We start from the raw sequence: 26182 nt of genomic DNA on the forward strand, positions 1-26182 counted from the left end.
TTTTGTAGCATGAAACTTACTTCCAAAATATTCAATTCCCATCCGAGCACGGATGGGGATTTTTTTTTGGGAATCAAAAAAATACTTGGTTTCAAGCCCAAAAACATCGAAATCTATAAAACGGCCTTCCTGCATCGTTCCATGAACAAAAAGGACGAAAAGGGAAACCCATTAAATTACGAAAGATTAGAATTTTTGGGAGACTCCATGTTGGGAACCATTATCTCCAAATACCTTTACAACGAAGTGCCCGAAGGCGATGAAGGTTACCTAACAAAAATGCGTTCCAAAGTAGTGAGCCGCAAGCACCTGAACGAATTGGGCAAGGACCTTGGACTGTTGAAGTATGTGGAGAGCCGCATACCCAAGGCACATTTTGGTGAGAATATACACGGTAACGTTTTTGAAGCACTTGTTGGTGCCATTTATCTGGATAGGGGATATAATTATTGCGAAAAGTTTATCGATGATCGCGTAATAGAACCCTATGTGGACATAGAGCAGTTGGAAGGCAAGGTGATTAGTTACAAGAGTCTTGTGATCGAATGGTGTCAAAAGGAAAAGAAGCCATTCAACTATAACGTGTACGAGGATACCGGTAACGATGAGCTTAAACATTTCGCCGTAAAACTTACCATTGGGGACAGGATGTTGGCAAAAGCAAGGGCGACCTCCAAGAAAAAAGCAGAGGAAAAGGCATCCAAAAGGGCCTATTTTGCATTGCAGAGCCGGATAGAAAATCAGTAACTTTAAATAATGGTAAATTCAAACGTTTTCGCTTGATTTATAAGTGTATTGTTTTGTATAAACTAGGCATTCAAAAGGATTAAGCCTATATTTACCGTTCGTGTTATGGGCATGTTGACTACACACAAGATATCGGCAGACTTATATGACGATAGTTTTTCTCTCATCGCCATACACAGTGATTTGGAGGATTATGCCATTACATATGCCATAAATTCCAACTGTGGATTGTATTTAAAAAGGATGAAAAAGGACCTGTGCCTTAACAAGGACATGTCTTTTTCCGTGTTCGACTGGGATGATGAGATGAACGATGTATACTGGACACTGATATCCAACAAATGTGAAGTTGAAGAAGTAGTGCCTTCCGATGGATTGTTCGGGAACAACATATCCAGAAGAACCGATCACTTGGTGAAGGAGAGGAAAGAGGTGGATTATTTTTTGAAGGTGGACGCAGCCGATGAAACTTTGATAATTCAAAAAATTAAATCCATCAATAAAATATCCAAGGTAATCACAGCATATCCATTGGACACAGAGAATTTAAAATCAAAAAGAAATTTAATCTTTTAACAATGCCAACTAGAAAGAAGACTAAAATTGTAGCAACCCTAGGTCCAGCCACTAGTAAGAAGGAAACCTTAAGGGAAATGATCCTGGCCGGTGTCGATGTATTCCGAATCAACTTTTCGCACGCTGCCTACGAAGATGTGGCCGAGCGTATTAAAATGATAAGGGAACTAAATGATGAGTTGGAGACCAACACTGCCATACTTGCCGACTTACAAGGACCTAAACTTAGAGTGGGTGTAATGGGCGGAGAGGCCGTGGTGGCACCCGGAGACGAAGTGACCTTTGCCACTGGGGAGCCTTTTGAAGGTACGGCATCAAGGGTATATATGAACTACCAAAACTTTCCTAAGGACGTTAAACCGGGAGAGCGAATCCTATTGGATGATGGTAAATTGATTTTCGAAGCAAAATCCACCAACGGAAAGGACGAAGTGGTAGCGACAGTAATTCAGGGAGGACCCCTAAAGTCCAAAAAAGGAGTAAACCTTCCCAACACGGATATTTCCTTGCCGGCACTAACCAAAAAGGATATCAAGGACGCCATTTTTGCCATTGGGCAACAAGTGGATTGGATGGCACTCTCTTTTGTGCGACATAGCCAGGATATCATAGACCTTCAGGAACTTATTCAAAAACATTCGGAGCATAAAATCCCGATTATAGCTAAAATAGAAAAACCTGAGGCCGTAGAAAATATTGACAAGATCGTTACACAATGCGATGGCCTAATGGTAGCTCGTGGGGATCTGGGTGTAGAAGTACCTGCGCAAGAGGTACCATTGATCCAGAAAAAGTTGGTTCTAAGTGCCAAAAAAGGTAGAATCCCTGTGATTATTGCCACCCAGATGATGGAAACCATGATCACGAGCTTGACACCTACCAGGGCAGAAGTGAACGATGTTGCCAACTCTGTTATGGATGGTGCCGATGCCGTAATGTTATCTGGCGAAACATCCGTAGGGAACTACCCGGTGCAAGTAATCGAGAAAATGGCCAGTATTGTCTCTAGTGTGGAAGGTTCTAGTTTGATCAAGGTGCCACAAACACCTCCACATATTAGGACCAAAAGGTATATCACCAAATCCATTTGTTACCATGCCGCGCTAATGGCGAACGAAATCCAGGCAAGGGCCATTTCAACATTGACGAACAGTGGATATACCGCATTCCAGATTTCTGCATGGAGACCGGCAGCACATATTTTGGTTTTCACATCCAATAAGCGAATATTGACCCAGCTTAACTTACTTTGGGGAGTTAAGGCCTTTTATTATGATAAGTTTGTATCTACCGATCAAACCATTGAAGATGTAAACCAAATTGCCTGTGAAAAAGGCTTTTTGGATGTTGGGGATATGCTCGTGAGTTTGGCAGCTATGCCTATAAAAGAAAAAGGAATGGTGAACACCTTGCGTGTAACCGAGATAGAAAGCTGTAATTTTTAACAGCAGTAAACCATAAACAGAAAAAGGCGTGCATTCTTAAAATGCACGCCTTTTTTTATTCGCAAAAACAGCATTCTCTTGTTTTGGCAGTGTCCAACTGATTCTATGTAAGTAAGTTCAATTTGGAAGGACTAATTGTTCAGTAACAGAACAAACAATCCATGCTACACCAATACACCGATTCCAGATTAGGGGCCATTTTAGGGTTTACGGACGATATCAAAAATGACCAAGAACGATTTTCCATTACCGCTAAGACCATTAAATTTTTATGGAACAGGAACAATTCACCCCTAACCATCCAAATAGATGGGATGGACTTGGACCTGTTGCCCGACCAGATAATAACGGTTACCTACCTACAGCACATCTCCTATTCGGAAACCCAATTGCCGCTCACAGCTATATTGTTCAACAGGGAGTTCTATTGTATAGCCGATCACGACAGCGAGGTTTCATGTAACGGAATTCTGTTTTTTGGAACGCAGGATATTCCCATAATAACGGTGCCCAAGGATCAACTTAAAAAGTTCAATCTATTGCACGATATGTTCATTGAAGAGTTTTCTACTCCGGACAACATACAGGGCGATATGTTGCAAATGCTTTTAAAAAGAATGATTATCATGAGTACCCGATTGGCAAAGGACCAACTTATTGTAAAAACACTTGGTAACGACCAAATAGATACGATTCGCAGGTTCAATTTTTTGGTCGACATACATTTTAGGACAAAGAGGAAAGTGAGCGATTATGCCGAATTATTGTTCAAGTCGCCCAAAACGCTTTCTAACCTGTTCTCCATCTACAACCAAAAGTCCCCACAGCAGATCATTCTGGAACGTATTGCACTCGAGGCAAAGCGATTGATTAATTTTACCGACAAGCAAAATCAGGAAATTGCTTTTGAACTTGGCTTTAACGACCCGGCGCATTTTAGCCGTTTTTTCAAAAAAATGACCCAAATGACACCTTCGGAATACCGTGAAAACCTGCTTTTGGTAGCCTAAGGGAAAATTGGTCAAGCCGTCGGGAAATCCTTCCTAACACCCACCCTTCTTTTCGGAGCATCTTTGCCCTGTAATCAAAAAACAGATATAAGATGAAATCCACAGAAAAATCCATTTTCAATCTCATTGAGATTTTTAGAACTCCACAGAAAACAGAGGCACAAACCGTAAAGGTTTCCGAACACTGTGAGCAAAAGTACCATCACGATTTTTATTGTGATGCGGAGCAACCATTTGTACAAAACTATTAATCAATAATAATTCATTTTAAAATTTATAATCATGAGCACGATCAATGTACCTAAAAGAGAAGAAGTAAGTTCAGCCAACCAGGCTATTTTTGACAATTTGGAAAAAGCCGTTGGCTTTGTCCCCAACTTGTTTGCGACCTATGCCCACTCGGAAAATGCCTTGGGCAATTATTTAGGACTTTCCAATGCTAAAACATCATTAAAGGCCAAGGAGAAGGAAGTAGTGAACTTGGCCGTAAGCCAGGTGAACAATTGTATTTATTGTTTGTCCGCACATACCGCTATCGGAAAAATGAACGGCTTTACAGACGAGCAAATTTTGGAATTAAGGGGAGGTACCGCTTCTTTTGATCAAAAATTGGATGCCCTGGCTCGATTGGCCAAAAACATTACAGAAAATAGAGGAGCAACAGATGCCCATATTTTGGATGAATTCTTTGCGGCCGGTTGGACCAAGGAGAATTTAATAGATACCATAGTTTTGGTGGGAGATAAAACCATTTCAAACTACGTTCATAGCACAACAAAAGTACCTGTGGATTTTCCAGTAGCACAACCTTTGGAAACAGAGATCGCGTAAGGAAATCGTTATTCTATGTTAAAGCCCCTTCGAACTGAAGGGGCTTTTTTTATGTAAGTTCGGCATCGGCAAAAAGGGACGGAGCTATGCTCTTGGCCATAAATATGGGCCAATCGTTTTTAAAAAGATGACTTTCCATTACTGCGCTTTCATACAAAAGATAAAGGCCTCCCGATATTTTCTCCGTTTCGGCACGGGAAAGATTGGAAATGTTATCACCGACCACTTCACCCAAAAACAGCAGCAATTCCTTTTTTTGCTGTTGAATTACTTTTAGAATTTTAGTTTGATCAGGAGAAAGTTCACCAAGTGTTTTAATGCTCCAGCAGCCTTGAAAATTTTCCTCGAGGTATAGGTCCCTGAGCAAGTCGAAAATAGCCAACAACTGGTTTCTCCCCGATTGTCTTTGAGCAACATAGTTTTTAAGCCTTTCCATAAAATCAGTATGGCGCTGATTCAGATAAGCCACACAAATATCCTCTTTGGATTTAAAATGGCTGTACAGCGTAGCTTTTGCTATATCGCACTTGTTTATGATTTCGTTGACCCCAGTTGAATTATATCCCTGAGAATAGAAAAGTTCTCCAGCTGAGGATATAATATGCTCGTGCAATTCATTTCGTTGCATAAAATGTGAAAGAATATAGTTAATGGTGGTCGATGGTACTACAAATTAATAAAGAAATATTGGGTCGGGCAATTAAACTGATACCGGTGTGAGGGTAAAATCAACTTTTTTAGGTCATGGAAAGGTATTCCCCATTGGGAAAGAAATCCTTTTCTTAAGCTAACTGTTTAAAATAGCGTTTGTTGCAAACAATTTCCTATATTGTAATATTCAATATTATCAATCAAATAATTAAAACACTACCTAAATGAAAAAGTTACTTCTGGCCTGTATTATGGCCATTTTGTCCTTTACCATTGGATATGGGCAAGGATTTCAGTTTAAAGCGGACGATATTGACATCGCTTACAAAAAATACACTTTAAAAAACGGCTTGACTTTATTGGTCCACGAAGATCATAAAGCTCCCATTGCGGCAGTCAATGTTTGGTACCATGTGGGTTCTAAGAACGAAAAACCTGGAAAAAGTGGTTTTGCCCACTTGTTTGAGCACCTAATGTTCAATGGTAGCGAAAACTACAACACAGATTATTTTCAGGCACTGGAAAGTATTGGGGGTACAGATCTCAATGGAACCACGAACAACGATCGTACCAATTACTTCCAAAATGTACCGGTTTCCGCTTTGGATCAAGTACTGTTTTTGGAGTCTGATAGAATGGGACACCTGCTGGGAGCCATTGACCAAGAAAAGTTGGATGAACAGCGAGGTGTTGTTCAGAATGAGAAAAGACAAGGGGAGAATCAGCCCTATGGCATGCAATGGGATTATTTAACCAAAGCCATGTACCCTAAAGGCCACCCCTATTCTTGGACCGTAATCGGTGAAATGGAGGACTTGAACGCCGCCTCTTTGGAAGATGTACAGGATTGGTTCAAATCCTACTACGGAACCGCAAATGCGGTACTTGCCGTCGCTGGTGACGTGGATGCCGAAGAAGTACACCAAAAAGTAATCAAATATTTTGGAGATATCCCATCTGGGCCGACGGTGGAGAGACAGGAAGTCAATATCCCGAACAAGGTGACCGATTCCCGTCAGGAGTATCAGGACCGTGTTCCGGAAACTCGAGTTTTGTTTGCTTGGAACTCTCCTCCTTTTGGAGCAAGGGAAGACCTTCATTTTGATTTGATTTCTGCAATTTTGACCAGCGGTAAAAACTCAAGGTTATATCAAAAGTTCATCTATCAAGATCAATCAGCCAGTGCGGCGGTATCTTTTCAGTCTTCCAGCGAAATCGCCAGTGAATTTATCACCTGGTTGAATGTAAAACAAGGCGAGGACGCAGCAAAACTGGAAAGGGAACTTGAAGCTGAAATCGAAAGATTTATCAAGGAAGGTCCTACCGAAGAAGAACTGAAAAGGGTAAAAGCCAACTACTTTGCCAACTTTATTAAAGGTTTGGAACGCATCGGTGGCTTTGGCGGGGTGTCGGATATTCTTGCCTCTAACCAAACATACCATGGAGATGCATCTTACTACAAGACCCAATTAAAATTTGTGGAAGAAGCCACCGCCGAGGACCTGAAAAATACAGCTGAGAAATGGTTGACCAAAGGAAAGCACATTTTGATCTGTAGGCCATTCCCTGAATATGAAATTGTTGAATCTACAGTAGACAGAAGCAAACTACCGGAACTTGGTGCACCAAAAAGTTCTAAATTCCCCGAATTGGAACGCACCCAATTGTCCAATGGTCTCGAGGTGGTACTGGCGAAAAGGACAGGAGTGCCGACCGTAATTATCAACCTTGTGGCCGATGCAGGATACAAAACAGATTATCTGTCCTCTCCGGGAACTGCAAATTTGGCCATGAATTTAATGGATGAGGGAACCAAGGATAAAAATTCCCTCGAAATCAACGAACAGCTTCAGCTATTGGGAGCGTCTTTGAGCACTTTTTCAAGTCAAGATGAATCCAATGTATATATGAGCACCCTAAAACCAAGTTTGGATGCCAGTTTGGATTTGTTCATGGATGTATTGCTCAACCCGGTGTTCCCGGAGAAGGAATTCGAGCGTTTACAAAAAGAACAGATCAACAATATAAAGCGGGAAAAGTCACAACCCATTACCATGGCCTTAAGGGTAATGAACAAGTACCTTTATGGAGAAGACCATCCGTATAGCAGTCCATATACTGGGACAGGGTACGAGGAAACGGTTTCTAAGTTGACAAGGGAAGATGTTGTTGATTTTTACGATACCTGGTTTAAACCAAATAATTCCACTTTGATCGTTACCGGGGATGTGGAGATGAGCGAGTTGAAATCCAAGTTGGAGAAAACCTTGGGCAAATGGAAAAAAGGAGATGTGCCGACAATTGCATTTAAGGAGCCGAAAACCAATACCAAAAACACACTTTATTTAATGAACCGTCCGGAATCCCAACAGTCTGTGATACTGGCAGGGCACTTGACCGAAAAGTACGGTGATGTTTCGGAAATTGCATTGGAGCAAATGGTGAACATTCTTGGAGGTGATTTCACGTCAAGAATCAATATGAACCTTAGGGAGGACAAACATTGGTCCTATGGAGCCGGGGGTTTTGTAATGGGATCCAAGGAAGAACGCCCCTTTATTGTTTATGCACCGGTACAAACGGATAAAACAGCAGAATCGGTAACAGAGATCAGAAAGGAAATCTCCGAATTTACCTCAACAAAACCTGCAACTAGTGAAGAATTGGAAAAAGTTAAAACCAATCAGGTACTAAAGTTACCGGGACAATGGGAGACCAATAGCTCGGTCAACAGTTCGGTAAGGAATTTGATCCGTTACAACTTGCCCGACGATTACTATCAAAAATACGATCAGAATGTTAGGAACCTCTCTTTGGATGATATCAAAAAAGTGAGCAACCAAGTGGTTCAGCCAGATAAGGTAAATTGGTTCATGGTCGGGGATAGAGCCGAGATCATCAATAAATTGGACGAACTTGGTTTTGACAACATCATAGAGATCGATGCTGATGGGAACCCCAAGAAACCAGCGGTTAAACCAATGGAAACGGATATAAAAAATTAATGAGTAAGAGCCTCCCAACAGGGAGGCTTTTCTTTTAAAAATCAAATTTGAGTTGTACCAATACGGATTCCTTTTCAGGTTCTTCCTTTTCTTTTTCCGTATTGAGGTTGGCCAATGAAATACCGAGCAATCTCACTGAATTTTCCAAAGTGGATTGGTATAAAAGTTCTTTGGCGGCCTCCAAAATCAAATCCTTGCTCGCAATAAAGTAGGGTAGGGTTTTGCTTCGAGTCTGGAGCGTAAAGTCGCTATACTTTATTTTTAAAGTGATTGTTTTACCTGCAATTTTTGATTTTTGAAGTCTTCTTTCAAGCTCTGTTGCAATGTTTTCCAGTTTTTCGAGCATAAATATTTCACTGCTCAAGTTTTCAAAGAATGTACGTTCGGCACCTACCGATTTAGGTATGCGATGTGGCTTTACACTGCTCAAATGTTTTCCTCTCACCACATTGTAATAATGACTGCCACTTTTGCCAAAATGTTGGTCAAGGAACTCCAACGATTTTTCTTTGAGGTCCTTTCCGGTAAAAATTCCCAAACGATACATCTTTTCCGCGGTTACTTTACCTACCCCGTAAAATTTTCTGATATCCAGATTTTCCAAAAATATAATTACCTCTTCCGGATTTACGGTTTTTTGCCCGTTTGGTTTATTGTAATCACTGGCAACCTTGGCTATAAACTTGTTTATTGAGATTCCCGCCGAGGCGGTCAGGCCAGTTTTCTCGAGAATTTTTTGACGTATTTCCTTTGCGATCAATGTGGCAGAAGGGTTCCCTTTTTTGTTTTCCGTTACATCCAAATAGGCTTCATCCAAGGACAAGGGTTCCACAAGCTCGGTGTATTCAAAAAAAATACTCCGGATTTGTAGGGAAACCTCTTTATATCTCTCAAACCGGGGCTTTACAAAAATAAGATCGGGGCAATTTCTACGGGCAATACTGCCAGCCATGGCACTCCGCACCCCGAATTTACGTGCCTCATAACTTGCGGCTGAGACTACACCGCGTTTGGAACCTCCACCGACCGCTATGGGCTTGCCCTTCAATTCAGGGTTGTCATGTTGTTCCACGGATGCATAAAAGGCATCCATGTCCACATGAATGATTTTTCTTAAGGGGAAATCGAAGTCCATTTTCAAATTTAGGGTATATTTAGTTTGATGGAACATTTGGAAATAGAACGAAAGTTTTTGGTCAGGTCTGAGGAGTTTAAACAAAAAGCCACTTCCCAGACCCGTATAGTTCAAGGATTCTTGAATACGGACCCTGAGAGAACCGTGAGGGTCAGAATTAAGGGAGATAAAGGTTTTTTAACGGTTAAAGGGGCCAGTAACGAATCCGGTACCACGCGATTTGAGTGGGAAACAGAGATCAGTGCTTCGGAAGCGACTAATTTAATTGATCTCTGTGAGGCTGGGATTTTGGAAAAGATTCGGTTTGAAGTGCCTTTTGAGAACCACCTGTTTGAAGTAGATGAGTTTCTGGGTGAAAACAAGGGCCTAGTATTGGCAGAAGTGGAACTTAAGCACGAAGAGGAACGTTTTGAAAAACCGGATTGGTTGGGTGAGGAAGTAACCGGTCAAGTACGTTATTATAATTCACAGTTGAGTATAAAACCATTTAAGAAATGGTAGCCAAATCCGAAAGGGCAAGGTTGGTCCTCAATATGTTGATATTCTTGTCTGCATCCATGGCGATTTATTTTGAATTGTATGGAGACAGGCATCTATATATGTTCTTAAAACCATTGACGACAATCTTGGTGATTACTTTATTGTTCGTTGTTCCCCAAAAGCGCTACACTCCATTGGTCAGAACAGTGGTCTTAGGTTTAGTTTTCTGCTTATTAGGGGACATACTTTTGCTTTTTGAAGATTATTTTTTGTTGGGTCTTGTATCATTTTTATTGGCCCATATCCTATTCTCGGTTGCATTTATCAGGTATAAAGGGTTTTACAAGAACTGGATATCCTTTCTGGTGCTTTTTGGAATTGCCGGAGTATTGTTTTTTTGGTTAAAACCTGGATTAGGGGATTTGCTGTTACCCGTTTCAGTTTATGTGCTGATCATAACATTTATGGCATGGCAAGGAGTTGGTCTGTACCTACGTGATAGAAATAACGCACATGCTTGGATGGCCATGGCTGTATTGTTCTTTATGTTTTCGGATACACTATTGGCAATTACCAAATTCAAGACTCCCTTTTACCTTTCTGGCCCTTTGATCTTAGCTACGTATTGGATCAGTATTGCGTTTATTGCCAATGCAACTAGGAGTATAAACTTGTCGTAGATCCGATAACTCAATCCAACTTCTTGTCCAAGGACAAAACGGAATGCAATAATACATTGGCTCCATTCGCCATATCTTCTGCTGAGGTAAATTCTTTGGGTGAATGACTAATTCCTCCCTTACTTGGCACGAAGATCATACCTACCGGGGCAAATCGTGAAATATCCTGTGAGTCATGACCCGCACCACTTGGCATGTACTGATATGTGAGTCCTAAGGCTTGAGCTGATGACTCTATTTGCTTTTGGATGCCAGCATCAGTCAATGCTGGTTCGGAGGTAGTATCCAATGGCAAGAATTCTACGGATACATTGGAGTTTTTAGCGATTTCTTCTGTTTTTTGTTTGATTGCCAGATAAACATTTTGAATGACCTCCGAAGAAAGGTCACGAATTTCCAAGCTTGCTGTCACTTTTCCAGGTATTACATTTGGGGCTCCAGGTTCGGCGGTTATACGCCCCACGGTGCCTACTTGACTTCCTTCAAAACTATTTGTGATTTCATTGACGGCGACAACAAACTTTGAAGCTGCCAGCAGCGCATCTTGCCTTGAATTCATAGGAGTGGTGCCCGCATGGTTGGCGAATCCCGTAAAAACAACATCCCACCATTTAAGCCCAACAATTCCTTCGACTACTCCTATGTCCAGATTTTCTTTTTCAAGCTTGCCACCTTGTTCTATATGAAGTTCCAAGAACGCGGCCAGGCTTCCCGGTTCCCGTTTGGCTTTGATAAGGTTTGTGGTATCCCCACCGATTCTCATAATACCCTCTCCCATAGAATATCCGGTGGAATTGACTACCCCAAGTGCTGTTTTTCCCAAGTTTCCTGCCATGGCCCTGCTTCCCATTACACCGCCTTCTTCATTCGGGAAAATGATCACTTCAAGAGGATGGGAGGTTTCAATATTGTTTTCGTTTAGGGTTTCTATAACTTCCAAAGCGGCCATAGAACCTACACACCCATCATAGTTGCCTCCATTTGGCACTCTATCAATATGGGAACCAAAAGCAATGGGTTTTTTGGATTTGTCCGTGCCCTGCCTTGTTCCGATAATGTTTCCTGCGGGATCGATCTTAACCTCCATAGCAAATCCTTGCAGGGTTTGTATTACCCATTGCCGGGCTTCGATATCAGCATCACTAAAAGCTACCCGTTCCGTTTCACCATTTTCTTGCTTTCCAAATTCGGCAAGTTGGTAAATTCTATCTTCAAGTCTGTCTTGGTTGATTTTGATCGTAAGGTCCTGGGCTGAGATATTTCCCAAGTATAAAATGAAGGCAATAAAAAAGAAAAGTTGTTTCATGGTTCCCTAGTTTTTTGAAATATAGGGATTTAGAAACAACTTTTCTTAGTTATTTATGCTGCTTTTTCGGTAGCGGCCGATTTAATCTCATGGTCTATCAATTTTTGGCCAGACCACTTTTTTTTATTCACACCACTCAACAATGGTATTGTAAACCCAACGGCCAACAAGATCATTGCCATTAAAAAGATATTGACCGGGTTCACAAAAAAGGAACCGCTGTTCAATGTGGCCAAAATCAGCATCGTGGATAATGGGAAGGACAATGCTAAAATGGCTACACCAAAGTCACTGCTAAATGTTTTCTTCTTTGCTTTTTTATCCATCTCCATACTGTCCACAGCGGCAATGTGAGCATAGGGCCAAAAGCTGCAAGCACTCAAACCAAAGGCCAAGGTCAATAATATTTCATTTTTGGCCTCTATACCGCTAATGGTCACGAAAAGCCCGGAAATGAGCAATACCAGTCCTGCACGGGTACTCAACAGGGAAAAAATCTGAAAGAATTGTTTCCTTTTGATTTTTACCGCCAATCCTATAAAAAGTAGGACCAAAGGGGTCATGATCAGACTTAACTTTTCCAAGGTCTCGCTCATAAAAAATGGTAGCGAGTCCATACTTAAACCAAAAGCTAGTAAAGCGAGTGCAGCGGCAATAAAAACATTGACCGGCTCTGAAATCATGGCTTTGATCAACGGTTTTAATTTGGCACTCCCGTTGCGCTTTTCATTGGTCTGTAAACTATAATGCCAGTTCATGGCCACCAAATACAAAAAGAAAAGTACGAACACTTTGTTTCCCAAATCGGACATGGCCGCCTTGGCAAGGTATTCATCACCTAAAAATTCCAAAATAAATGGAAATGACGATAACCCTGGCGCCAATGAAGGCACCAATAATTTTGCAGTCCTATATTCCGAAGTTCCTTTGCCTATGCCCATAAGGGGCAAAATAAGAGGCATGGCAAAAAACAAAAGAAGGTTAAGTCCAAGGGCCAGTATAGGCAATATTAATAGATGCAATTCTACCTTAATGCCGAGCAACGCGATAAATATGGTTGCTGGCAACGCTAGGTTAAGAATTACCTTTTTTATTCCAGTAATCTCTTCTTTGGACTTGAACTTTACTTTAAGTAAAACCCCAATGAAGATGAAAAAAAGAAATACGATGGTCTTTTGTATGCCTACATCCACTATACCAACACTTTATTGAGTGCGGCGGTAAATGTTTTCATTTCGTCCATGGTTCCCATACTAACTCGGCACCAGTTTTGGTCCATAAATTGGAAAGCACGAACCCCCACCTTTAACTCTGTCATTTGCTCTAAGAATGCTCTACCCTCCATTTCAATTGGGAAAATGATAAAACTTGTGGAAGAGGGAACATATGAGGTTATGCCCAATTTTTCCAAGCTTTGGTACACATAGTCCCTACATTCTGCATTCAGGGTACGTGATTTTTCAATGAACTCGGCATCATCCATTGCTGCCATTGCTGCATATACAGAAGGCAATGTGATTCCCATACCACCTCTGGTTATTTTTTGAAGTCTGCCCAATGTTTCTTCCAATGCTACAATATAACCAACTCTTAAACCGGCCATACCGTGTATTTTGGAAAATGTTCTTGCGATGATCACATCTTTTCCTTCATTGATAAGGGAAACCATACTTTTTTTGGCGCCTTCATCCAAGAACCATAAATAGGCTTCATCCACGAATACGGGTACTTTTTCCGAAACACGGGAACAGAAATCCACTAATTCTTCGTGGTCCGTCATAGAACCTGTCGGGTTGTTGGGGTTACAGATATAAACCAACTTTGTTTCATCGTCAATGGCGTCTTCCATTGCCTTTAGGTCGTGTGACCAATCATCTTTTAGTGGAACAGGTTTCCAAGTAGCGCCTACAGATTCTGCAACTCTAATTAACGACATATAGGCAGGGTCTGCAGAAACCACATTTCCACCGTTCATAAAGAAAACCATGGCTGTTTTTTCCAATAAATCGGAGGAGCCTGGTCCCATCATAATATTTTTGCTCTCAACACCTTCAAAATCGGCAATCTTATCTACTAGCTGAAAAAGTTCTTTCCATGCATATCTATTTCCTCCCGATGCTGAATTTTTAAAGGCTTCCAATGCCATTGGAGAAGGACCGTATGGGTTCTCGTTTGCATTTAGTTTGGCCGCCAATTCAGGGAGGGCTGCTTCAGGTTTAGGTAAATATTCCTTAAAGAAGGGGCTGTAAACGGCATTGCCTTCGGCATCCAAGGTTAATGGAGCTTTAGGTGTTTCGGCCAATCCTATGTAGGGCAAAGCCATTGCACCACCGGCAGTGAGCACACTTTTTCTTATCCAATCGCGTCTGTTGATGTTAGTTGTAGTTCCCATTGGTTTTTAGTTTTTATGAAGAATTTAAAAATACGCGATCAATTCCCTAAAAACAACACTAAAAACGTAAAAATCAAGGGTTTAAAGAAGAATATATTAAAATTGAGGTAGTTTCTTTAAAAAATTGTTAGTTAAAGGGACTACTGTAAGGGGCTTTTTTGAAGATATGACAACGTAAGGATGCCCCTTAGATTATTGATAATGATGTGTTCCAATAATTCATGAATGCTATAATCATCAAATAAATTGGGCTTGGAATAAACGATTTCTTCCATTCTGGACAAAAAGAGCACACAGACCAACTCTACATTAACATTTTTGCGCACCTGTCCCAACTTTTGGGCTTTTAGCAGTAGTGGGCAAACCATATTCCAAACAATATCTTCTTTTAATTGGGAATATTGCTGATAAGCTTTGGGGTAGTATTTATTGAGTCCGTGTAAAAATGAAGGGTTGATTTCCTGAAAGGTCATCAACCCTTGCTTATAAATATATATAACAGTGGTAAGAGGCTGCTCTTCATTGGGATTTTCGAGGATATATTTATTGATGTCCGCAAGGATTTTGTCAAAATAATAGGTTAAACTTTCCCGCACCAATACTTCCTTGCTGCCAAAATACCTGTAGAGTGTTTTTTTGGAAATTCCCAGATTTGAGGCCAATTCGTCCATGGAGAACCTTTTACTTCCGAATTTGGTAAAGTTCTCTATGGCATAGACCAAAATATCCTTCCTATCCTCTACCATTGTTTTATTTCCAGCCACCTCCTAATGCCCTGTACAATTCCACGATGGAGTTTAATTGTGCATATCGGGTATCCACATAGTTGAGTTCAGAGTTCAATGCATTTTGACGAGCCGTTAGCACTTCCAAATAATTGGCCAAACCATTGTTCAGCAATTCTTCGGAATAGTCTTCTGCCTTTGAATAAGCGTCTAGTTCTTTGGAGCGAGCTTCCAATTTTTGGGTCTCTGCTTCGTAGGTATAAAGTGCATCGCTAACTTCTCTTCCAGCTGTAAGTAAGGCCTGTTTGTAAGTCAATAAAGCTTGTTCTTGCTGAGCTTTTGCCACTTCCATTTGTGTTCGGAGCCGCCTGCCATTAAATATGGGCTGTGTTAACGACCCCACCAAATTGGAGAATAGGGAACTGGCGTCTAGCCAATTGTCAAACTCCAGACTTTGAAAGCCTCCAGATGCCGACAAACTCAATGATGGATACATACTGCTTTTGGCTACATTGGTCAATTCAAATGCATTGATAAGCCCATATTCTGCCTGCATTAAATCAGGTCTATTGGCCAACAATAAATAAGGCACACCGGTGCTCAACTCTGTTTCAATGGATTGATTGTCCAAACTACCTCTTTGAATCTTTTGTGGAGCTTCGCCCAACAAAATACTAAAGGCATTTTCCAATAATTTGATATTGTTCTCAAGGTCGATCACAATAATTTCCGTGGTATGCATTTGGGCCTCCGTTTGCTTTACGGCAACTTCTGTGACCTGTCCCGCTTCCTTTAGGGCAATGGTGGTTTCCAAACTAGTTTTCCTAGATTCCAATGTTTTACGGGCAACTTCCAATTGCTTGTCCAAGGCCATCAATTGATAGTAAGTGCTGGCCAAACTGGCGATCAAATTGGTTTTAACAGCTTGGTGAGCCGAAACACTCTGTAGATAAGAAGCACTAAAGGCTCTCTTATTGCTCCTTATTTTTCCCCAAACATCTGCCTCCCAAGAAAGAGCACCGGATAGTTCATATTGTTCCAATGCACTGGTAAAAAAGCTACCGAACTGACTGTTCCGTGAGTTTTTGGTCCTTGTGAAACTAGCTGTACCGGAGAGTGTAGGATAATACCCGGCTTTCCCTTGTTTTACATATGCTTCTGCGGCCACAACATTCTGCAGTGCAATTCGTATGTCGAGGTTGTTCGCCAATGCATTGTCGATATATTGCTTTAGCTGGTCATCGTTAAAAAGGTCTCTCCAAGATACGTCTGCCATGGAAACACTGTCCTGTGGTAGATTATCGGTACGGTAGAGATTTTCTGTCTCTATTTCTGGTCTTGAGTAATTTTTGGCCACAAAGCATGATTGCAATAATAGTGGTGCTGTAAATACCAAGAGCAGTTTATATGTTGATTTTATTTTCATGAATGATATACTTTGTTTGATCAAAGAATAATTAAGCTTTGTTGGTATGTTGAATTTCTTCCGGTTTTCCGGTAAATCTTTCTTGCAATGCTTGGAAAACCACAAAAAGTACTGGGATAATGAACACACCCAAAATAGTACCCACAAGCATACCTCCAACGGCACTTACACCAATGGAGCGGTTTCCGATAGCCCCAATACCAGATGAAAGTGCTAATGGCAATAGACCAAAAATGAAGGCGAAAGATGTCATCAAAATAGGACGTAACCTTGCACGTGCACCATCGGCAGCAGCATCGAAAAGAGATAACCCTGCTTTACGTCTTTGTAGGGCAAATTCCACGATCAAGATTGCGTTTTTCGCCAATAGACCGATCAACATGATCAGGGCAATTTGGAAGTAGATGTTGTTTTCCAGTCCTGCGATGTTGATGAACAATATGGCTCCCGCGATACCGAAGGGCAGCGATAACAAAATCGAAAGTGGCAAAATGTAACTTTCGTACTGTGCGCTCAACAAGAAATAAACAAACACCAAACTCAATATAAAGATGATGATGGTTTGCGAACCTGCGTTACTTTCTTCCCGTGTCAGCCCTGAATAATCGTAGGTATATGAAGTAGGAAGTACTTGCGCCGCAACCTCTTCTATTGCCGTTATGGCATCACCTGTGGAGTATCCCGGATTTGGAACCCCTGTGATACTTACCGCACTCAAAAGGTTGAAACGGGATACCACCTCAGGGCCGTAAATCTTGTTGAGGTCCACAAATTGACTTACTGCAACGGACTCGCCATCTGCATTTCTCACAAATATGTGGTTCAGGGATTTTTCATTGGCACGATCTTCGGGCTTGGCTTGGATCATTACACGATACTGTTTACCAAACTTGTTGAAATCTGTTGCGTAGATTCCTCCAAAATACCCTTGCAGCGCATTGAATATATCAGTTGCCGATAATCCGGCCATTTTCACTTTTTCCATATCGATATCCAAATCGTACTGAGGGAAACCAGGGTCGAACTGGGAGATCGCATATTGAATTTCAGGACGGGCATTAAGTGCTCCCAAAAACTGATTCTTAATATCGTTTATGGAATTCCAATCTTCACCTGTTTTACTTTGTAGCTGTACTTCAAAACCTGAACTGGTACCAAAACCTTGAATACTGGGAGGTGTAAAGTAGATGATCTGTGCATCGTTAAAGCCAGCAGTTGTGGCATATAATTTCTGCATAGTGGCATTTACGGACAATGAATCCGCATCCCTCTCGCTCCAATCCTTCAACTTCATAATGGAGAAGGCATAGGAACCTGCACTTACACGGTTGAGCAAACTGAAACCAGCCACACTCATCCTAGCATCGATTATATCCATGGATTCGTAGATGGAATCCAGCTTCATAATGGTCTCCTCAGTTTTTTCGATAGTGGTCCCAGGGGGCATGCTCACGTTGGCAAAGATCATTCCACGGTCTTCATCGGGAACAAACCCGGATGGAGTGGACTTGAACAAAAAGGCTGCCAATGCACCAAAGGTCAATAGAAGAATGAGGGTAATCCATTTTCTTTTTACCAAGGTGCCAATGGTATTGGTATATTTATTCGTCATGGCCGTAAAGCCAACGTTAAAGGCTTTAAAAAATCTTGCCAATAAATTGGTCTTTTTGCCTTTTTCGTGGTCATGCGGCTTCAGGAAAAGTGCTGCCAAAGCAGGACTCAACGTTAGGGCGTTAATGGCCGAAATTAAAATGGCAACGGCCAATGTAATACCAAATTGCTGGTAGAACACCCCAGAAGATCCTTGTATAAAGGATACGGGAATAAACACCGCCGACATTACCAAGGTAATGGAGATGATGGCCCCTGAAATTTCACTCATTGCATTTTTGGTAGCCGTTTTAGCGGATTCTGCACCTTCTTCCAACTTCGCATGGACCGCTTCAACTACCACGATCGCATCATCCACCACAATACCAATGGCCAAGATCATGGCGAAAAGTGTTAACATGTTTATGGAATATCCGAAGAGCTGAAGGAAAAAGAACGTACCCACAATGGCAACAGGCACGGCAATGGCCGGAATCAATGTTGACCTGAAATCCTGCAGGAACAGGAACACTACGATGAATACCAAGATAAAGGCCTCGATCAAAGTTTGTACCACATGATCAATGGAGGCATCCAGGAAATCTTTGGAGTTGAAAGGAATCACATAATCAAAACCTTTGGGGAATTCTGCCTTTGATTCCTCCAAAATGGTTTCAATTTGGTCGATAATCTCCTTGGAGTTCGAACCGGATGTCTGGTACACACCGACAGCAACACCGGGATTACCCATACCTGAGTTTTTCCTCACGTAACTTTGAGCTCCCAATTCAATGTCCGCGACATCTTTTAAACGAAGAAAGCCACCATCATCTGTTGTTCTAAGAATGATGTTTTCGTATTCGGCCACTTCGGAAAGTCGACCTTTGTACTTCATTACATACTCAAAAATACCATCGGCGTTTTCGCCAATTTTACCAGTTGCGGCTTCGGTATTTTGTTCGCGCAATGCAGCTTGGATATCGGCGGGCACCAAATTATAGGCGGCCATTTTATCCGGAGAGATCCAGATACGCATCGAGTAATCCTTTGCACCAAATACATTTACGTTACCAACCCCTTTAATTCGCTGTAGTTGCGGTACCAGGTTGATCTTGGCATAGTTCTCTACAAATGTGGCATCGTAATCCTCATTTTTTGAGAAAATTGAAAAGAACAGCAAAGCACTGTTTTGTGCTTTTTGTGTGGTCACCCCGGTATTGATTACCTCTTGGGGCAATAGACTGTTTGCTCTTGCCACACGGTTTTGTACGTTGACCGCTGCGATATCGGGGTCGACCCCCAATTCAAAAAATACGCTGATGTTGGCTGCACCATCGTTACTGGCAGAGGAGGTCATGTAGGTCATTCCCTCCACGCCATTTATTTGCTCTTCTAATGGGATTACCACACTTTTAAGTACGGTCTCTGCGTTGGCACCAGTATAGTTTGCCGTTACCTGAACCGTAGGAGGGGCAATCTCCGGATATTGTTCTACGGGCAATGTACTTAATCCCAGTATACCCAAAATCACGATGATAACGGATATTACTGTGGATAGTACAGGACGATCTATAAATTTTTGGAACATATATAATTTGTTCTAAGTATGATTGATTGCAATTATTTTTTCACGGGATTGATGGCTTGACCATCTTTTAATTTGGACACCCCTTCGGTAACGATGGTACTTCCTTCTTCCAAGCCCTCATCAACGATAAATTCCTTATCGGTTTGAGCCACAATTTTTAAAGGTACGGAGACCACGGTGTTATCTTGGTTGAGTACGTACACCATTTTGGTTCCTTGACGGTCAATGGTTGCAAATTGTGGGATTACAAAGGTGTCCTTGAAAGTGGATGGGATTTTAATGGTACCTGTGCTACCAGAGCTCAATAACATTTTTGGGTTGTCAAAATCTGCCCTTAAGGTCACACTTCCCGTGGTTGGGTTAATGATGTTGTTTACCATGGCGATTTTTCCTTTTTCTGGAAATGTTTCGCCATTGATCATAACCAATTCCACTTCTGGGGTATTTTCGGCAGTTGCCATTGAGCCATTGTCGATCATCCCGCTTTTCATTTCCAGCAACTCCTTTTCTGTCATGGAAAAATACGCGCGGATGCCACTTATATCGGAAACTACGGTTAATGGTTGGGCCATGGTACTGCTCACCAAAGCACCCACTTTATATGGAATTGCACCAATATACCCGTTTACAGGACTGGTAATATTGGAGTAACCAATATTGGCGGCAATACTGCTGTAGTTGCTCTTGGCTTGTTCCAGTTGTGCTTTTGCAGTTTCCAATTGAACCTCGCTTACAATGTTTTTCTCTACAAGGGGAGCAAGTTTGTTTACTTCCACTTGAGCCACGTTTACGGCCGCTTTGGCTGCTTCGGCATCTTGGGAAAGCGTTTGAGTTTCCAGTTTAAACAACTGTTGGCCTTTTTTAACTTGTTGGCCTTCTTCTACATAAATTTTTTGGACAAAGCCGGAAACCTTGGGCCAAACCTCAACATTTTGCACTCCCTCAATGTTGGTGGAATACGAATTGTATATGGAGATGTCCTGTTTTTTCAAGGTTGTTACTTGTAATGAAGGAGCTTGAGGTGCTGCAGCTTGCTGCTGGTTCTTCCCTCCACAGGATATAAACAAAAGTGTACCTGCTGACACTAAGATTGATGCGATTGTTTTCATGTACGAACTTACTTTGTTACGTTTTTGGTTGTTGGAGTGATTACTCATTTAAAATTGATTCTAACTTCTTGACTGATTTTTTTAGAATTTTTTCTGTTTCGTTGACATAATCCAGATATACTTGGGTCCTAATTTGACCTTCTTCGTACTTTTTTGGACTATGCTCTTTATGGTATCCCATTACCAGTGTGATAATATGTTTTTCAGTTTCCACCTTTTTAAGGTTTTCCTGAAGTTTTGAGAGAAAGAATGTTTTCTTTTTTGCAGTAGTAAAATAGCGTTTGCGATCGCCGTGTTTGGTAAAGTAGGTCACTATACCCATATTCACCAATAGGTTTAAAGATGTGGAAATGGAACTTTTACTAGCTCCCATTCGTTCCAAGCAGCCCTCAAAAGTCAACCCGTCCTTATCGGTTAAGATCAATACTGCATAGATTCGGGCCGCCAAAGGAGGTAGGTTGTGCTCTTCTTCCAAGTGCAGACCCAATGTTTCAATTATTTCTTCCTTCGATTTTTCCATAAGATGGATTTTGAAGGTGCAAATGTATAATTGGTTCGGAACAAAACGAACTAAAAGAACCTAAATGTTTGTTAAAAGAAATTTTGGCCTTTACATCAGTCTTTGGAAAGTATTCCTTCCTTATCTACAATCGGAATATTGATAAGGTCACTCTCTTTAATAGCGTGTTTGGGAAATAGAAACCTTTTTTCGAACAGTTTATTTTCTGCAAAAAAAGTAACGAAGAATTCATTGTTCAGCGCCAATACCTCTTCTTGTATGAATTCAATCTTTTTAAAAGATTTTGGCTCTAGAATACCAATACCGTGTCTCATCGTCGAGGTTTTTTTATCTCCGTCAAAACCTTTGGAGACCACAATGGTCATTTCTATGGTATCCGTTCTGTTATTAATGAGGTAAGCATTCCATTCTTTGGAAAGAAATTCTTCGTTCCATTCGCGAATGATCGCAACATGAACATCCTTGGCTACGGGAATTTCAATATCCTTTTTCATAAAATAGGTTACTACAGTGCGCTTTTGAACTGCTCTAAGAAACGAACATCATTTTCGCTCAATAAACGGATATCAGAAATTTGGTGGAGTAAAAGTGCAATACGGTCTATGCCCATACCAAAAGCAAATCCTGAATAAACTTCAGGGTCAATTCCGCAATTCTTCAATACATTGGGGTCTACCATTCCACAGCCCATAATTTCCAACCAACCGGTTCCTTTGGTCATTCGGTAATCTGTCTCTGTTTCCAATCCCCAGTATACGTCGACTTCTGCGCTGGGCTCTGTAAAAGGGAAGTAGGATGGACGCAATCTAATTTTTGACTTTCCGAACATCTCTGAGGTAAAATATTGTAAAGTCTGCTTTAAATCCGCGAACGACACATTTTTGTCCACATACAAGCCTTCCACTTGATGGAAAAAGCAATGAGAACGGGCGGAAATGGCCTCATTTCTATATACCCTTCCCGGTGAAATGGTCCTGATGGGTGGTTTGTTGGCTTCCATATACCGGACCTGAACCGATGAAGTATGGGTCCGTAAAAGAATATCCGGATCTGTCTGGATGAAAAAGGTATCCTGCATATCCCTTGCTGGGTGATACTCGGGAAGGTTCAATGCTGTAAAATTATGCCAGTCATCTTCTACCTCTGGACCCTCGGACACATTAAAACCAATCCTTGAGAAAATATCAATGATCTGATTTTTTACAATAGAAATAGGGTGTCTAGCCCCGATTTCTACGGGTTCGCCAGGACGGGTAAGATCACCATACTTGCCAGCAGTTTCTGCTTGGTTTTCCAGAGCTTCCTTAAGTTCGTTGACTTTATCCGTTGCAGCACTCTTTAACTGATTGACAACCTTGCCAAAATCTTTCTTTTGCTCGTTGGGCACGTTTTTAAACTCGGCAAAGAAATTATTCAAAAGCCCTTTTTTTCCTAAATACTTGATTCGGAATGCTTCAATTTCTTCTAATGAGGTCGAAGTGAATTTTTCTACTTCGGCGATATGTTCCTTTATGGTATCAATCATGATTGCTTGCGCTATTGGCGGACAAATTTAGCAAATTGTCCTTGAATATATAGGCAATTAAAAAATGTACTGCGATTCCTCCCAATAAATGCCACAACCAATGCGTGCCCATGGGAAAGAAATCTTGATGAAGATCGATACTTCTAAAGAAAATGGCAATCCCAAAAATACAGAAGGCCGTGATGATTAGGTGCATATTTGCACCCTTGGTTTTGACCAGATACCAAATAAGGGGAATTAGCATGGTAGCTGCAGTGATCACATAACCTAAGGAGATTCTCAGGCCTTCAGGAATGGGAAGTACCCTAAGAAAAATTGAAGCTCCAAGTAAAACTACAATCCAAGAAATACGCTGCCACCAAGTAGTTACAAGTTTAACAATAAAGTAAACGACCAATGCTGCACAAAGCAGCATAATGGGCATCCAATCCAAACGAAGCCAAAACTCATGACTACGTGTGGCATGGTAGATAGTACCGCCCACATAGCTGACGCCTATTATCGGGAGCACCCAGGACAAAAACCGATGATGTTCTGGGTTTCGATACACTTTTGTGCCCCAGTATATAATAAGTGCCAAAAAAATCAGGTTGCTCAATGTATTAAAAGGCTCCACCGGAAATCTGCCTTCCACGGTTTCCAAATAAATGGGGCCGGAATCATGGGGGAATTTTAGTAAAAGCATGCTCTTTTTATAAAATGGAGTAATCAAATCAGGAACTACATTGGATTCAAAAGTAAATCAAAAAGCCGATGGTTTTCCATCGGCTTTAAATAGGTTTGCTACTTATAACTTAAAGAAAAGTAACTTTTCCGTCTGAGATATCGTACATAGCACCAACTATGGTGATTTCTCCTTTTTCTTCCATTTCTTTTAAGATCACACTTTGGGTTCTTATGTTTTCCAATGCCATTTCTACATTTTTCATGGAGACTGCATCTACAAAATCAAGGTTTTGCGAATTTCTAAGAGATTCATCTTTTGGTTCCTTTACGGCATAGACGGCAGGTTCAATCTTATTGATCAGAGCCGTTAGGTTGCCCATGCGCGCATGGTCGCAGGCACCTTTTACCGCTCCGCAGCTGGTATGTCCCAACACCACAATAGCTTTGGTTCCTGCCAATTTGCAGCCAAACTCCATACTTCCCAAGATGTCTTGGTTAATAAAGTTACCTGCAATCCTTACACTAAATATATCACCAAGACCTTGGTCGAACACCAACTCGGCAGACACCCTTGAATCTATACAACTCAATATAGTAGCAAAGGGAAACTGTCCATCTTTGGTATCGTTTACCTGCTCCAATAGGTTTCTGTTGGCTTTAAGATTTTGCTGAAAACGCTCATTGCCTTCCTTCAAAAACTGAATGGCTTTTTGGGGCGACATAGTCGCCTGTGTTTCTTTTGTATGTGCTTTCATTTTTATTTGTTAAGCTGTTTTTTTAGGTCTTAGATTAAAGAACTCAATGTAACTTTCAGGATTTTCGACTTCCCCTCTTTCGGAGATGATCTTAATATTAATGTTCCTGTTTTTGGCCTTACTGGAAAAATCTTCAAGAATTTCAACGATATCATTATCGAGATATCGAGTCTTTCTAACATCTAAAGTTAGATAAGAATCTTCAGGAAGACTATCCAATTCCTTTAAAATAGCTCCTTTATTAAAAAAGGTCACCTCTTCTGCAAGGGTCATTTTTATCTTATGGGATCCATTATCCTCTTCAATATGCAAGAAATGGGAGTTTTGATAACTTTTGATCAGTACAACTACGATACCTACCAAAAGACCTAGACTAATTCCAACCAATAAATCGGTAAATACGATACCGACCACGGTTACAACAAAGGGTACAAATTGTTTCCAACCTGATTGGTACATGGTTTTGAACAGGCTTGGTTTAGCAAGTTTATAACCTACAACAAACAATATCGCAGCCAGAACGGATAAAGGTATCATGTTCAATAGAGTAGGGATAAGAATCACCGACCCTAAAAGGAAGAATCCATGAATTATAGCTGCAGCCTTGGTCTTTCCTCCCGATTGTATATTCGCGGAACTACGGACAATTACCTGTGTTACCGGAAGACCTCCTATAAGACCGGACATGGTATTTCCGATACCTTGTGCAATGAGTTCTCGATTTGTGGGGGTTGTCCGTTTTTCCGGATCTAGTTTATCCGTTGCCTCTACGCACAGTAAAGTTTCCAAACTAGCGACCAATGCAATGGTAAAAGCGGTAATCCACACTTCTGTATTGGTGATGGCGCCAAAATTTGGGAAACTAAAAAAGCCCAAAAAGGATTCAAGACTGTCCGGAACTGGTACCTTGACCAAATGTTCGGAAGAAATGCCCCATGTTTTATCTCCCTGTGTAATGGAATAGTAGATTATACCGATTACCACGGCAACCAAAGGCCCTTGGACAAGTTCGAATATTTTTGATTTTTTGGTCAATACTTGACTCCAAAGAACTAGTATGGCCAAGCCGATAATGGCTATAACGGTCGCTCCTGGACTGATGAAATTTACAGTATTCAGAATTTCACTAAAGGTGTTTTCTCCATCCACCTGAAAAAAGGCCCAATCTCCTTCTGGGTCGGCATCGTACCCAAAAAAGTGTGGGATTTGTTTTAAGATGATGATAATTCCAATACCGGTAAGCATCCCCTTGATTACTGAGGAAGGAAAATAGTAAGCAATAATACCAGCTTTGAGAAATCCGAATACGAGCTGTATGATTCCGCCCAGAACTACGGCCACTAAAAAATTTTGATAGCCTCCCAAAGTGCCTATAGCTGTGAGGACTATGGCTGCAAGTCCAGCCGCTGGACCACTAACGCCAATGTGGGAGCCACTTAGTGCCCCAACAACAATACCGCCGATAATACCTGCTATGAGTCCCGAGAATAAGGGGGCTCCACTTGCCAGTGCAATTCCTAAACATAGGGGGAGTGCCACGAAAAAGACCACAATACTGGCAGGTAAATCTTTTTTGATATGCTTGAACATAATGATATGTAAGTTTGTTCTTCTATTTGGTTAGGTGATTCATAGAAGAAGGTTAAAAATTAGATTTAGAAAAGAATTGGAGTTTATGCCAAATTTCTGGGAGGAGGATCCAAGATTTCTATGGTGCAATCCGAGAATGAAAATATGTATCCCATATTGTCCAAAGGATGTTCCCGTAATATTGGTAGAATCTCTGACTCCGTTACATATTTTAAGTAGGAATCGGTTTCATCAAATTTCTTGATGGTAATTATGTTGCTTGTTTCTTCCTCTTCGGCAGCTCCCATTACCATGGTTTTCCCTAATTCCTCATCTAAAAAGGGAATAACCGGGGATGCTGATATAGCGACTATCAGCAGAATGGCGATCAATGGGAACATGAGTGTTTTCAAAACATCATCAATTTTATCTAAAATAAGGAATTCTATGT

25 protein-coding genes are annotated in these 26182 nt (G+C 41.2%); 9 read left to right on the forward strand and 16 right to left on the reverse strand.

Going from position 1 to position 26182, the window contains the following annotated elements; translation table 11 throughout:
- The first annotated feature begins 9 nt into the window (after positions 1 to 9).
- The 6 genes from rnc (at position 10) to PY091_RS07530 (ending at position 4609) form a co-directional block, all read left to right on the forward strand.
- Positions 10 to 747 (forward strand): ribonuclease III, encoded by a 738-nt coding sequence (gene rnc / locus PY091_RS07505; protein WP_275649089.1) that lies wholly within the window; start codon positions 10 to 12, stop codon positions 745 to 747.
- Positions 748 to 852: 105 nt separating this feature from the next.
- A complete protein-coding gene (locus PY091_RS07510; protein WP_275649090.1) occupies positions 853 to 1323 on the forward strand; it encodes an IPExxxVDY family protein in 471 nt (156 codons plus the stop codon).
- Positions 1324 to 1325: 2 nt separating this feature from the next.
- On the forward strand, positions 1326 to 2768 hold the full coding sequence (pyk, locus tag PY091_RS07515) for a pyruvate kinase (RefSeq protein ID WP_275649091.1): 1443 nt from the start codon (positions 1326 to 1328) through the stop codon (positions 2766 to 2768).
- 161 nt (positions 2769 to 2929) lie between these two features.
- Complete coding sequence (locus PY091_RS07520; RefSeq protein ID WP_275649092.1) at positions 2930 to 3778, forward strand: helix-turn-helix domain-containing protein; 849 nt, start codon at positions 2930 to 2932, stop codon at positions 3776 to 3778.
- Positions 3779 to 3870: 92 nt separating this feature from the next.
- On the forward strand, positions 3871 to 4029 hold the full coding sequence (locus tag PY091_RS07525; RefSeq protein WP_275649093.1) for a hypothetical protein: 159 nt from the start codon (positions 3871 to 3873) through the stop codon (positions 4027 to 4029).
- A 31-nt stretch (positions 4030 to 4060) separates the two neighbouring features.
- Positions 4061 to 4609: a carboxymuconolactone decarboxylase family protein gene (locus PY091_RS07530; protein WP_275649094.1), complete on the forward strand. Its 549-nt coding sequence runs from the start codon at positions 4061 to 4063 to the stop codon at positions 4607 to 4609.
- Positions 4610 to 4658: 49 nt separating this feature from the next.
- Here PY091_RS07530 and PY091_RS07535 read toward each other — a convergent pair whose 3' ends face one another.
- The gene (locus tag PY091_RS07535; RefSeq protein ID WP_275649095.1) at positions 4659 to 5237 is read right to left on the reverse strand and encodes a TetR/AcrR family transcriptional regulator; all 579 of its coding nucleotides are present in this window, start codon (positions 5235 to 5237) and stop codon (positions 4659 to 4661) included.
- A 247-nt stretch (positions 5238 to 5484) separates the two neighbouring features.
- Between PY091_RS07535 and PY091_RS07540 the strand changes: the two genes are divergently transcribed.
- Positions 5485 to 8265 carry a M16 family metallopeptidase gene (locus PY091_RS07540; RefSeq protein ID WP_275649096.1) on the forward strand — a complete coding sequence of 927 codons (2781 nt, stop codon included), beginning with the start codon at positions 5485 to 5487 and terminating at the stop codon, positions 8263 to 8265.
- Between the two features lie 34 nt (positions 8266 to 8299).
- Here PY091_RS07540 and dinB read toward each other — a convergent pair whose 3' ends face one another.
- Positions 8300 to 9400 carry a DNA polymerase IV gene (gene dinB / locus PY091_RS07545; protein WP_275649097.1) on the reverse strand — a complete coding sequence of 367 codons (1101 nt, stop codon included), beginning with the start codon at positions 9398 to 9400 and terminating at the stop codon, positions 8300 to 8302.
- Positions 9401 to 9427: 27 nt separating this feature from the next.
- Here dinB and PY091_RS07550 point away from each other — a divergent pair, with 27 nt between their 5' ends.
- Both PY091_RS07550 and PY091_RS07555 read left to right on the forward strand, forming a co-directional pair.
- Complete coding sequence (locus PY091_RS07550) at positions 9428 to 9901, forward strand: CYTH domain-containing protein (protein WP_275649098.1); 474 nt, start codon at positions 9428 to 9430, stop codon at positions 9899 to 9901.
- Complete coding sequence (locus PY091_RS07555) at positions 9895 to 10560, forward strand: lysoplasmalogenase (protein WP_275649099.1); 666 nt, start codon at positions 9895 to 9897, stop codon at positions 10558 to 10560. Before PY091_RS07550 ends, PY091_RS07555 begins: the two co-directional genes overlap by 7 nt.
- A 10-nt stretch (positions 10561 to 10570) precedes the next feature.
- Here the strand turns inward: PY091_RS07555 and PY091_RS07560 are convergent, their stop codons facing one another.
- From PY091_RS07560 to PY091_RS07625, 14 genes are all read right to left on the reverse strand, one after another.
- Entirely contained in the window at positions 10571 to 11866 is a 1296-nt protein-coding gene (locus tag PY091_RS07560) for a Zn-dependent hydrolase (protein ID WP_275649100.1), read from the reverse strand.
- 53 nt (positions 11867 to 11919) lie between these two features.
- Positions 11920 to 13059: an AEC family transporter gene (locus PY091_RS07565; RefSeq protein WP_275649101.1), complete on the reverse strand. Its 1140-nt coding sequence runs from the start codon at positions 13057 to 13059 to the stop codon at positions 11920 to 11922.
- Entirely contained in the window at positions 13059 to 14258 is a 1200-nt protein-coding gene (locus PY091_RS07570; protein WP_275649102.1) for a pyridoxal phosphate-dependent aminotransferase, read from the reverse strand. The genes PY091_RS07565 and PY091_RS07570 overlap by 1 nt, the downstream gene beginning before the upstream one ends.
- 140 nt (positions 14259 to 14398) lie before the next feature.
- The gene (locus PY091_RS07575; protein ID WP_275649103.1) at positions 14399 to 15004 is read right to left on the reverse strand and encodes a TetR/AcrR family transcriptional regulator; all 606 of its coding nucleotides are present in this window, start codon (positions 15002 to 15004) and stop codon (positions 14399 to 14401) included.
- A 4-nt stretch (positions 15005 to 15008) separates the two neighbouring features.
- A complete protein-coding gene (locus PY091_RS07580) occupies positions 15009 to 16409 on the reverse strand; it encodes an efflux transporter outer membrane subunit (RefSeq protein WP_275649104.1) in 1401 nt (466 codons plus the stop codon).
- Between the two features lie 31 nt (positions 16410 to 16440).
- Positions 16441 to 19587 carry an efflux RND transporter permease subunit gene (locus PY091_RS07585; protein WP_275649105.1) on the reverse strand — a complete coding sequence of 1049 codons (3147 nt, stop codon included), beginning with the start codon at positions 19585 to 19587 and terminating at the stop codon, positions 16441 to 16443.
- A gap of 32 nt (positions 19588 to 19619) precedes the next feature.
- Positions 19620 to 20696 (reverse strand): efflux RND transporter periplasmic adaptor subunit, encoded by a 1077-nt coding sequence (locus PY091_RS07590; RefSeq protein WP_275649106.1) that lies wholly within the window; start codon positions 20694 to 20696, stop codon positions 19620 to 19622.
- A gap of 40 nt (positions 20697 to 20736) precedes the next feature.
- Positions 20737 to 21216: a GbsR/MarR family transcriptional regulator gene (locus PY091_RS07595; RefSeq protein ID WP_275649107.1), complete on the reverse strand. Its 480-nt coding sequence runs from the start codon at positions 21214 to 21216 to the stop codon at positions 20737 to 20739.
- A gap of 95 nt (positions 21217 to 21311) precedes the next feature.
- A complete protein-coding gene (locus PY091_RS07600; protein ID WP_275649108.1) occupies positions 21312 to 21710 on the reverse strand; it encodes a hypothetical protein in 399 nt (132 codons plus the stop codon).
- 11 nt (positions 21711 to 21721) lie between these two features.
- Complete coding sequence (pheS, locus tag PY091_RS07605) at positions 21722 to 22741, reverse strand: phenylalanine--tRNA ligase subunit alpha (protein ID WP_275649109.1); 1020 nt, start codon at positions 22739 to 22741, stop codon at positions 21722 to 21724.
- The gene (locus tag PY091_RS07610) at positions 22734 to 23426 is read right to left on the reverse strand and encodes a hypothetical protein (protein ID WP_275649110.1); all 693 of its coding nucleotides are present in this window, start codon (positions 23424 to 23426) and stop codon (positions 22734 to 22736) included. The genes pheS and PY091_RS07610 overlap by 8 nt, the downstream gene beginning before the upstream one ends.
- A gap of 109 nt (positions 23427 to 23535) precedes the next feature.
- Positions 23536 to 24162 carry a carbonic anhydrase family protein gene (locus PY091_RS07615; protein WP_275649111.1) on the reverse strand — a complete coding sequence of 209 codons (627 nt, stop codon included), beginning with the start codon at positions 24160 to 24162 and terminating at the stop codon, positions 23536 to 23538.
- A gap of 9 nt (positions 24163 to 24171) precedes the next feature.
- Positions 24172 to 25752, reverse strand: a complete 1581-nt coding sequence (locus tag PY091_RS07620) for a SulP family inorganic anion transporter (protein WP_275649112.1) — start codon at positions 25750 to 25752, stop codon at positions 24172 to 24174.
- Positions 25753 to 25835: 83 nt separating this feature from the next.
- Complete coding sequence (locus PY091_RS07625; RefSeq protein ID WP_275649113.1) at positions 25836 to 26144, reverse strand: hypothetical protein; 309 nt, start codon at positions 26142 to 26144, stop codon at positions 25836 to 25838.
- Positions 26145 to 26182: the final 38 nt, after the last annotated feature.

The organism is Flagellimonas okinawensis, from assembly GCF_029194005.1.
In the GTDB taxonomy this organism is placed as follows: Bacteria; Bacteroidota; Bacteroidia; order Flavobacteriales; family Flavobacteriaceae; genus Flagellimonas; species Flagellimonas okinawensis.

Bases quoted from the DNA above. Each gene is read 5' to 3' on its own strand.
- PY091_RS07615 (WP_275649111.1), bottom strand. From the start codon at position 24,162: ATGAAAGCACATACAAAAGAAACACAGGCGACTATGTCGCCCCAAAAA.
- PY091_RS07610 (WP_275649110.1), bottom strand. From the start codon at position 23,426: ATGCTTTTACTAAAATTCCCCCATGATTCCGGCCCCATTTATTTGGAA.
- PY091_RS07600 (WP_275649108.1), bottom strand. From the start codon at position 21,710: ATGAAAAAGGATATTGAAATTCCCGTAGCCAAGGATGTTCATGTTGCG.
- PY091_RS07570 (WP_275649102.1), bottom strand. From the start codon at position 14,258: ATGGGAACTACAACTAACATCAACAGACGCGATTGGATAAGAAAAAGT.
- PY091_RS07535 (WP_275649095.1), bottom strand. From the start codon at position 5,237: ATGCAACGAAATGAATTGCACGAGCATATTATATCCTCAGCTGGAGAA.
- PY091_RS07590 (WP_275649106.1), bottom strand. From the start codon at position 20,696: ATGAAAACAATCGCATCAATCTTAGTGTCAGCAGGTACACTTTTGTTT.
- PY091_RS07540 (WP_275649096.1), top strand. From the start codon at position 5,485: ATGAAAAAGTTACTTCTGGCCTGTATTATGGCCATTTTGTCCTTTACC.
- PY091_RS07595 (WP_275649107.1), bottom strand. From the start codon at position 21,216: ATGGAAAAATCGAAGGAAGAAATAATTGAAACATTGGGTCTGCACTTG.
- PY091_RS07525 (WP_275649093.1), top strand. From the start codon at position 3,871: ATGAAATCCACAGAAAAATCCATTTTCAATCTCATTGAGATTTTTAGA.
- PY091_RS07585 (WP_275649105.1), bottom strand. From the start codon at position 19,587: ATGTTCCAAAAATTTATAGATCGTCCTGTACTATCCACAGTAATATCC.
- pheS (WP_275649109.1), bottom strand. From the start codon at position 22,741: ATGATTGATACCATAAAGGAACATATCGCCGAAGTAGAAAAATTCACT.
- PY091_RS07580 (WP_275649104.1), bottom strand. From the start codon at position 16,409: ATGAAAATAAAATCAACATATAAACTGCTCTTGGTATTTACAGCACCA.
- PY091_RS07575 (WP_275649103.1), bottom strand. From the start codon at position 15,004: ATGGTAGAGGATAGGAAGGATATTTTGGTCTATGCCATAGAGAACTTT.
- PY091_RS07550 (WP_275649098.1), top strand. From the start codon at position 9,428: ATGGAACATTTGGAAATAGAACGAAAGTTTTTGGTCAGGTCTGAGGAG.
- PY091_RS07555 (WP_275649099.1), top strand. From the start codon at position 9,895: ATGGTAGCCAAATCCGAAAGGGCAAGGTTGGTCCTCAATATGTTGATA.
- rnc (WP_275649089.1), top strand. From the start codon at position 10: ATGAAACTTACTTCCAAAATATTCAATTCCCATCCGAGCACGGATGGG.
- PY091_RS07520 (WP_275649092.1), top strand. From the start codon at position 2,930: ATGCTACACCAATACACCGATTCCAGATTAGGGGCCATTTTAGGGTTT.
- dinB (WP_275649097.1), bottom strand. From the start codon at position 9,400: ATGGACTTCGATTTCCCCTTAAGAAAAATCATTCATGTGGACATGGAT.
- PY091_RS07510 (WP_275649090.1), top strand. From the start codon at position 853: ATGGGCATGTTGACTACACACAAGATATCGGCAGACTTATATGACGAT.
- PY091_RS07620 (WP_275649112.1), bottom strand. From the start codon at position 25,752: ATGTTCAAGCATATCAAAAAAGATTTACCTGCCAGTATTGTGGTCTTT.
- PY091_RS07560 (WP_275649100.1), bottom strand. From the start codon at position 11,866: ATGAAACAACTTTTCTTTTTTATTGCCTTCATTTTATACTTGGGAAAT.
- PY091_RS07530 (WP_275649094.1), top strand. From the start codon at position 4,061: ATGAGCACGATCAATGTACCTAAAAGAGAAGAAGTAAGTTCAGCCAAC.
- pyk (WP_275649091.1), top strand. From the start codon at position 1,326: ATGCCAACTAGAAAGAAGACTAAAATTGTAGCAACCCTAGGTCCAGCC.